Raw genomic sequence first — 7,811 nt, 5'->3', positions numbered from 1 at the left:
GTGTCGTAGGTTTGTAAAGTTGTTAAAGAAAAATAAGAGTTAAACCAACATAAAAGATTAAACTAAAATGGAAAATGATTTAAATGACATCAGCAAATGCCCGTTTCATAACGGATCGATGAAAAAAGAAAACGTTGCAGGAGGCGGAACCAACAATAAAGATTGGTGGCCGGATCAGTTAAGGGTTGATATTTTAAGACAACACTCATCATTATCAAATCCCCTGCAAAAAGATTTTAATTATGCCGAAGCTTTTAAAACTCTCGATCTCGAAAGTGTAAAAAAAGACCTTCATGCATTAATGACGGATTCCCAAGATTGGTGGCCTGCAGATTTCGGGCATTACGGGCCTTTGTTTATCAGAATGGCTTGGCATAGCGCAGGAACATATCGTGTAGGTGACGGAAGAGGCGGAGCAGGAGCGGGACAACAGCGTTTTGCACCGTTAAACAGCTGGCCCGATAATGTAAGTTTAGATAAAGCAAGAAGGCTACTTTGGCCAATTAAACAAAAATATGGTCAAAAAATATCTTGGGCAGATCTTTTAATTCTTACCGGAAATGTAGCCCTTGAATCGATGGGTTTCAAAACTTTCGGGTTTGCAGGTGGTCGTGAAGATGTTTGGGAACCCGATCAGGATGTATACTGGGGAACAGAAAAAACCTGGTTAGGCGGAGATCTTCGTTACGCACACGGTTCTCCGGGTGTTGAAGGTCACGGTGTTCTTCCGGCAGAAGATGATTCTGAAGTTAAACATTCCAGAGATCTCGAAAAACCTTTGGCAGCAGTACAAATGGGACTTATCTACGTAAATCCTGAAGGACCGGACGGAAATCCTGATCCGATTTTGGCAGCAAAAGATATTCGTGATACCTTCGGAAGAATGGCGATGAATGATGAAGAAACCGTTGCGTTAATTGCGGGAGGTCACACATTCGGAAAAACTCACGGTGCAGGTCCTGCAGATCATGTAGGAAAAGAGCCTGAAGCAGCCGGAATTGAATCGCAAGGATTTGGATGGAACAGTTCTTATAAATCTGGAAAAGGTCCTGATGCAATTTCCAGCGGACTGGAAGTAACATGGACTGAAAAACCAACAGAATGGAGTAATCTTTTCTTTAAAAATTTATTTGAAAACGAATGGGAATTAACTAAAAGTCCGGCAGGAGCTCATCAATGGGTGGCGAAACACGGAGCACATATTATTCCTGATGCTTTTGATCCGGATAAAAAACACAGACCAACGATGCTTACAACAGATCTTTCGTTAAGATTTGATCCTGTTTATGAAAAAATATCAAGAAACTTTTTTGAAAATCCAGATGCTTTTGCAGAAGCATTTTCTCGTGCATGGTTTAAACTGACACATAGAGATATGGGACCAAAAGTTCGTTATTTAGGACCTGAAGTTCCCGCAGAAGATTTAATCTGGCAAGATCCTATTCCTGAAGTGAATCATGAATTGGTAGATAATTCAGATGTTGAATTTTTAAAATCTAAAATTTTAAATTCAGGATTAAGCGTTTCAGAATTGGTTTCTACAGCTTGGGCATCGGCTTCTACATTCAGAGGAAATGATAAACGAGGTGGTGCAAATGGAGCGAGAATTCGTCTAGCTCCGCAAAAAGACTGGGAGGTAAATAACCCGGTTCAATTGCAAAAAGTTTTAAATGTTTTAGAAAATATTCAGAATGATTTTAATGGTTCTCAACCCGGAAACAAAAGAGTTTCGTTAGCCGATTTAATTGTTTTGGCGGGAAGTGCAGCAGTGGAAAAAGCAGCCAGAGATGCCGGACAAAATATTTCTGTTCCTTTTGCTCCGGGTCGAATGGATGCTTCTCAGGAACAAACCGATGTAGAATCAATGGGGTATTTGGAGTCTGCAGCAGATGGATTTAGAAATTATTTAAAGAAAAAATTCTCTGTTTCTACAGAATCTTTACTTATTGATAAAGCTCAATTATTAACATTGACTGCGCCGGAATTAACAGTTCTGATCGGAGGAATGCGTGCTTTAGATACCAATTTTGATGGCTCTAAAAACGGCATTTTCACTCAACGTCCCGGAATCTTGACGAATGATTTCTTCGTCAATCTTCTGGATATGAGAACGCAGTGGAAATCTATTTCGGAAGATAACGAATTGTATATGGGAACCGACCGATCAACCGGACAGCCGAAATGGACGGCAAGCAGAGCAGATTTGGTATTCGGTTCAAATTCTGAGTTAAGAGCATTAGCTGAAGTATATGCAAGTTCTGATGCTCAGGAAAAATTTGTAAAAGATTTTGTCGCAGCCTGGACGAAAGTAATGAACTTAGACCGATTTGATTTAATCTAATATTTATATAAATCTGATTTTATGAAGACAGTCATTTTTGGCTGTCTTTTTAATTAAATATTAGAGTTGTTTAAATTTTTAAAACCATTAAGAGCCTGTTTAAAAATTAATAAATATGAATTTCATGATTGGTTTTTCGCAAAGGCGCAAAATTGTTTAACGATAGTACGCTTTATTAATGATCCTTAATAAAACTTAAAACTTTCACTTTCTTAATGGTTTAGATTTTAACAATAAATTCTTATTCATAAAAAATTTGCTATAATAAAAAAGGTATTAATTTCAAAAATATCAAATTCACAATCATATAGTTTTTTATTGCTTAAATAATAAAAGCTTATCTTTGCAAAAAAATTGAGCTCCAAAAGTTGGAGTAACTCATTGATAATCTTGTCCTGTCGCTATGGCGAAGGATTATTAAACATTTTTTATGTCAAATATTGTTGCTATTGTTGGGCGTCCCAACGTAGGAAAATCCACGTTATTTAATCGTTTATTAGAAAGAAGAGAGGCTATTGTAGACTCTACTGCTGGGGTAACCAGAGACCGTCATTACGGAAAATCTGACTGGAATGGAGTAGATTTTACGGTAATTGATACAGGTGGTTATGATGTTAATAACGATGATGTTTTCCAGGGTGAAATTTCAAAGCAGGTGCAGTTGGCAATTGACGAAGCTACATCAATTATTTTTATGCTGAATGTAGAAGAAGGTCTTACTGATACGGATTATGAGATCCATGAAATGTTGAGAAGATCAAATAAGCCTACTTATATCGTAATCAATAAAGTAGATTCTGCAAAAGAAGAGCTTGATGCAACCGAATTTTACCAGTTAGGAATTGAAAAATATTATACTATTTCTTCAGCAACCGGTTCAGGAACAGGAGAAATTTTGGATGATATCGTAAAAGATTTCCCGACTACAGATTATAAAGATCCTTTCGAAGGATTACCAAAAATTACGATTGCAGGTCGTCCAAACGTAGGGAAATCTACAATGACCAACGCATTACTTGATGCCGAAAGAAATATTGTAACAGATGTTGCAGGAACTACAAGAGACAGTATTCAGACGTTGTATAATAAATTCGGACACGAGTTTGTATTGGTAGATACAGCCGGAATGCGTCGTAAATCTAAAGTGAATGAAGATCTTGAATTTTATTCTGTAATGCGTTCTATTCGTTCGATCGAATATTCTGATGTGGTGATCATCATGGTTGATGCGACTTTGGGATGGGAATCTCAGGATATGAATATCTTCGGTTTGGCTCAGAAAAACAGAAAAGGTATCGTAATCGTTGTCAACAAATGGGATTTGATTGAAGATAAGCAAACAAATACCATCAGAGATTTCGAAAAATCGATCAGAGATAAAATCGGGCAGTTCAGCGATATTCCAATTTTGTTTGTTTCGGCTTTAACGAAGCAGAGAATTTTGAAAACGGTAGAAATGGCAATGACTGTTTATGAAGACCGTAAGAAAAAAATTAAAACTTCAAAATTAAATGAAGTGATGCTTCCGATTTTTGAAGCAACTCCGCCACCGGCAAACAAAGGGAAATATATTAAAATCAAATATTGCGTACAGCTACCAACACCGTCACCGCAGTTTGTATTTTTCTGTAACCTGCCGCAATATGTGAAAGAACCTTATAAAAGATTTACTGAAAACCAATTGAGAAAAGAATTTGGGTTTACCGGAGTTCCTATCGAAGTGTATTTCAGACAAAAATAATATCAATTTGAAAACTTGATAATGGTTTAATTTGAAAATTAAAATCATTATTTTTAATTGAGCTTTTTAAAGTTATTTTCAAATTTTCAAATTTCCTAATTTTTAAATTAAAATTATGGTTACAGTCTTATCAGAACAGTTTTCTTTAGTCAATTCATGGATCAACGAATTGAGAAACGTAGAAATCCAGCATGACCGAATGAGATTCCGTAGAAATATGGAAAGAATAGGAGAGATTGCGGCGTTCGAGATCAGTAAAAGTTTAGAGCAGAAAGAAATTGAAATTCAGACTCCTTTAGATACGATTAAAGTAAAAGAAATCGCTGTTCAGCCTGTAATTACAACTATTCTGAGAGCCGGAGTGCCTTTGTTTGAAGGAATTTTAAATTATTTGGATAAAGCAGATTGTGGTTTTGTTGCAGCGTACAGAAAGCACGATGCCAATGATTATTTCTCAATAAAACAGGATTATCTTACCTGCCCTAATATTGACGGAAGACCTCTTATCGTTGCAGACCCGATGTTGGCAACCGGAGCTTCTTTAATTGAAGCCATCAAAGATTTATTAACCAACGGAACGCCAACTCAGCTTCACATTGTAGCGGCAATTGCTTCAAAACAAGGTGTTGAGACGATCGAAAAAGCTTATCCTGATGCGAAAATCTGGGTAGGTGCAATTGATGAAAATTTAACTTCAAAAGGATATATTACACCGGGTTTAGGCGATGCCGGAGATTTGAGTTATGGCGAAAAACTGCAGAGATAAATAAAATAGGTATTCAAAATTATATAAACTTTAGATTTTAATCTGAAGTTTTTTTGTGATAAATTTTAATTAATTGTGGTGTTCTTTGTATTAATTTTATATTGTTTTTGATTGTATGTTAAATTATATATAAAAATTTCTTATATTTAATTAATCATTATTGAATATAAAAAATTCAATAATAATTAAAAACTAATAACCAAAAACTAAAATTCAATGAGAACATTTTTTTTAAGCCTTACTTTAGGCTCGCTTGCGCTATGGTCCTGTAGCGAAGAGAAAAAAGCAAAATCAGATTTACCGCCGGATGAAATGGTGAGGAAAGAAGCATTTAAAAATCATTCCGATTCAATCCCGAAAGACAGGCAAGATTTCTTTAAATTAAATGCAGATTATCCTCGCACACAACCCGATTTAGGATTTAAATTCATTAACGATTTTAATGAAAAAATCACTGTGCAAAATGCAGGAAAGTATATTGACGGACTGAAAGATTATGCATCACCGTTAATTACTAAAATGATTAATGAGAAAGATAAGTTCAATGCAAAAGATGTGGGCTGGTTTCATGAGCCCTGGATGGGAAGCAAAAGAGATCCTATTATGGGAACTTATCCCGGAAATCCTAATTCGGCAGGCACTTTTACAGGAGTAAATAAAAACCAGGAAGGCTTTGTACTGGTACTGTACGATCCGTTGGCGGCGTTTACGATAGGCGAAGTTTTTGATAAGAACGGAAATGTTCCGTTAACGATAGATTCGGCTTATTTTAAAAGTACAAAACCGATCAATAATTTTATCACTGTAGATCTCAGTGCAGATAAAGGTCAGTTTAAGGAAGGTTCCGTTATTGTGAAGTTTGCTTTTTCTGAGCTTAACGGTGACGAGTGGCCCGATATGCAAGATGCTCCTCTTTTTACAATTTATAATCAGTTGGATGCCCAATCTAAAGACCCCTACAGAAACAGGTTTGATTATAAAAAGGTAAGCTTATTTCAGATTGATGTGGTGGTTAAAGATTCTAAAGCCGCTCCGGATACAGGTTGGATTTTCACAACTTTTGTGTACGATAAAAATATTAAATCTGATAATATCTTAGATAAATTTGTGCCGCTTGGCGCAATGTGGGGGATGGATCCTGAAGTTGATACCAATTTTGCATCAGTAGAAGTGCAAAACAAGAATTTGAAACAAACATGGATTAATGATAATGCACCACATTACAGCCGAGAAACTTTAGGATGGGGCGGAAGATTGAGCGGTCCCAATGACGGAGCTGTTGCATTGCAGGGTGTAGTTGCTGTTACCGACAAAGGCGTAACGAAAACAGATACAATTGCAAGATTGCCGATGACCTCATGTATGAGCTGTCACTCGCCGTCACAGCAAAAATTTGTTTCATTCCTTTTACCTTCGCCAAACCAGGGAGCTACTTTCTTTAATTACAATACTCCCGAATTTTTGCGCTATAACAGGAATCTGAAGGGGGAAAGTTTTGATCCGGGGCAATTTACCTTTGATTATAATATGGCAATGAACTTCAAGTCGATGAATTCATATCTCGCTTTTCTGAATAAATATTATAAATCTAAAAAGACAAGTACGATGAAATCGAGCAGAGGATCTGAAGATTATATAGATAGCTTCGAAGAATTCAGAAGGAAAAAAGTGGATTAATAAATTTTTTAAAGCCTCAATTGTAATGATTGGGGCTTTTTTAATGAAACTTTTTTTTAAACTTTTATTTAACCACAAAAGAGGCAAAAGACTTAGTGTTTTTATTTTAAGTTGAAAAAAGCACATAAAGCTTTAAAAATCTTTGATTTTTATTCTTTTGAAAACTTTGATTATCTTATAATAACTTTGTAATTGTCTTTTATTGCTTTTGTGGTTAAATCTAAATTAGTTTAAACAGACTTAAAAATTATTCGTCCATTGCCATTACCAGAACGCTTACTTTGTTGTTTCCTGCTTTCAAAATTTCCCAGGCAATCGAAGCAACCGTATTTCCGGTGGTAAAAACATCGTCAATCAGCAAAATATGTTTTCCCGAAATGCTCTTTGTAGTCGAAAAAGTATTCTGGGTTTCCAGACGGTGTTTCCGGTCTTTCAAAGCTTGAGCTTTCGAGTAATGATTTCTTTTAATTAAATCATGGCTGAAAGGAATTTCGTAAAACTCAGATAAAGTTTCTGTAAACAAATGCAGTTGGTTATAGCCTCTTTCCTTTAATTTCTTCGGATGCAAAGGAACGGAAACCAACAGATCGGGTTTTTCGTTTTTGAAATTTAAACGCTCAGTCGTCCATTCTGCTAAAATCTCTGCGGCTTTTTTACGGCTTTTATACTTTAATGCGTGAATGATTTTCCGGCTTACATTTTCTTTTTCAAACTGCATTAAAGCAAATGCGTGTTCAATAGGAAAAAGCAATTTGCATTTCTCCTGGATATAATTTGATTCAAAAAAGTAAAAATGGGTAAAGTGAATTTGTTCAAAACAAATATTGCAAACAAGTGAGTCGCTGTCAATAATTCGGTTGCAGTGGATGCAACGATTTGGAAAAAATATATCTAAAATCATTTGTGTGTTTTATGAAACCAATTTAATCAAAATTATTTAAATAGAACAGTTTCGGACTGAAAAATCCTATCTTTGAGTATGAGTTTGATTTTTGAAAAGAAAATAAAGGTAATCGAAGAGCATATTGACGGAAACAACCATGTCAACAATGTGCAGTATGTAAAATGGGTAGAAGAAATTGCGGGTGAACATTGGGATTCTGTAAAATACAAATTAAATTTTCCGGATGATATCTGGATGCTTCTCGATCATCATATTCAGTACAAAAAGCAGGTTTATTTAGGAGAAATAATTACGGTAAAAACATATCCAAAACAGCCTGAAGGAATACGGCAGCCGAGAAAAGTAGAGTTTTACTGCAACGATATTTTGGTGGTAGATTCGC

6 protein-coding genes and 1 pseudogene are annotated in these 7,811 nt (G+C 35.6%); 5 read left to right on the top strand and 2 right to left on the bottom strand.

The window, feature by feature from the left end; translation table 11 throughout:
- Positions 1 to 67: 67 nt before the first annotated feature.
- The 4 genes from katG (at position 68) to AB4Y90_RS12600 (ending at position 6,525) form a co-directional block, all read left to right on the top strand.
- A complete protein-coding gene (gene katG / locus AB4Y90_RS12615; RefSeq protein ID WP_441557923.1) occupies positions 68 to 2,341 on the top strand; it encodes a catalase/peroxidase HPI in 2,274 nt (757 codons plus the stop codon).
- A gap of 430 nt (positions 2,342 to 2,771) precedes the next feature.
- Positions 2,772 to 4,082, top strand: coding sequence for a ribosome biogenesis GTPase Der (gene der, locus AB4Y90_RS12610; protein ID WP_441557922.1), 1,311 nt, complete (start codon positions 2,772 to 2,774; stop codon positions 4,080 to 4,082).
- Positions 4,083 to 4,197: 115 nt separating this feature from the next.
- Positions 4,198 to 4,848 carry a uracil phosphoribosyltransferase gene (upp, locus tag AB4Y90_RS12605; protein WP_441557921.1) on the top strand — a complete coding sequence of 217 codons (651 nt, stop codon included), beginning with the start codon at positions 4,198 to 4,200 and terminating at the stop codon, positions 4,846 to 4,848.
- A gap of 216 nt (positions 4,849 to 5,064) precedes the next feature.
- Positions 5,065 to 6,525, top strand: a complete 1,461-nt coding sequence (locus tag AB4Y90_RS12600; protein ID WP_441557920.1) for a hypothetical protein — start codon at positions 5,065 to 5,067, stop codon at positions 6,523 to 6,525.
- A 247-nt stretch (positions 6,526 to 6,772) separates the two neighbouring features.
- Here AB4Y90_RS12600 and AB4Y90_RS12595 read toward each other — a convergent pair whose 3' ends face one another.
- Positions 6,773 to 7,276, bottom strand: coding sequence for a ComF family protein (locus AB4Y90_RS12595; protein ID WP_441557924.1), 504 nt, complete (start codon positions 7,274 to 7,276; stop codon positions 6,773 to 6,775).
- A 60-nt stretch (positions 7,277 to 7,336) separates the two neighbouring features.
- Positions 7,337 to 7,426, bottom strand: a pseudogene (locus AB4Y90_RS12590) (double zinc ribbon domain-containing protein); the annotation flags it as partial.
- A 78-nt stretch (positions 7,427 to 7,504) separates the two neighbouring features.
- On the opposite strand from AB4Y90_RS12590, the gene AB4Y90_RS12585 reads away from it, so the two are divergent.
- A partial coding sequence (locus AB4Y90_RS12585; protein WP_441557919.1) for an acyl-CoA thioesterase occupies positions 7,505 to 7,811 on the top strand: 307 nt, incomplete at its 3' end.

The organism is Chryseobacterium sp. 2TAF14 (assembly GCF_052115105.1).
Classification (GTDB): Bacteria; Bacteroidota; Bacteroidia; order Flavobacteriales; family Weeksellaceae; genus Chryseobacterium.
This window is presented reverse-complemented; position numbering and strand designations above follow the sequence as displayed.

What these genes read in the sequence shown, in the direction of transcription:
- AB4Y90_RS12600 (WP_441557920.1), top strand. Translation starts at nt 5,065, where the DNA reads ATGAGAACATTTTTTTTAAGCCTTACTTTAGGCTCGCTTGCGCTATGG.
- der (WP_441557922.1), top strand. Translation starts at nt 2,772, where the DNA reads ATGTCAAATATTGTTGCTATTGTTGGGCGTCCCAACGTAGGAAAATCC.
- katG (WP_441557923.1), top strand. Translation starts at nt 68, where the DNA reads ATGGAAAATGATTTAAATGACATCAGCAAATGCCCGTTTCATAACGGA.
- upp (WP_441557921.1), top strand. Translation starts at nt 4,198, where the DNA reads ATGGTTACAGTCTTATCAGAACAGTTTTCTTTAGTCAATTCATGGATC.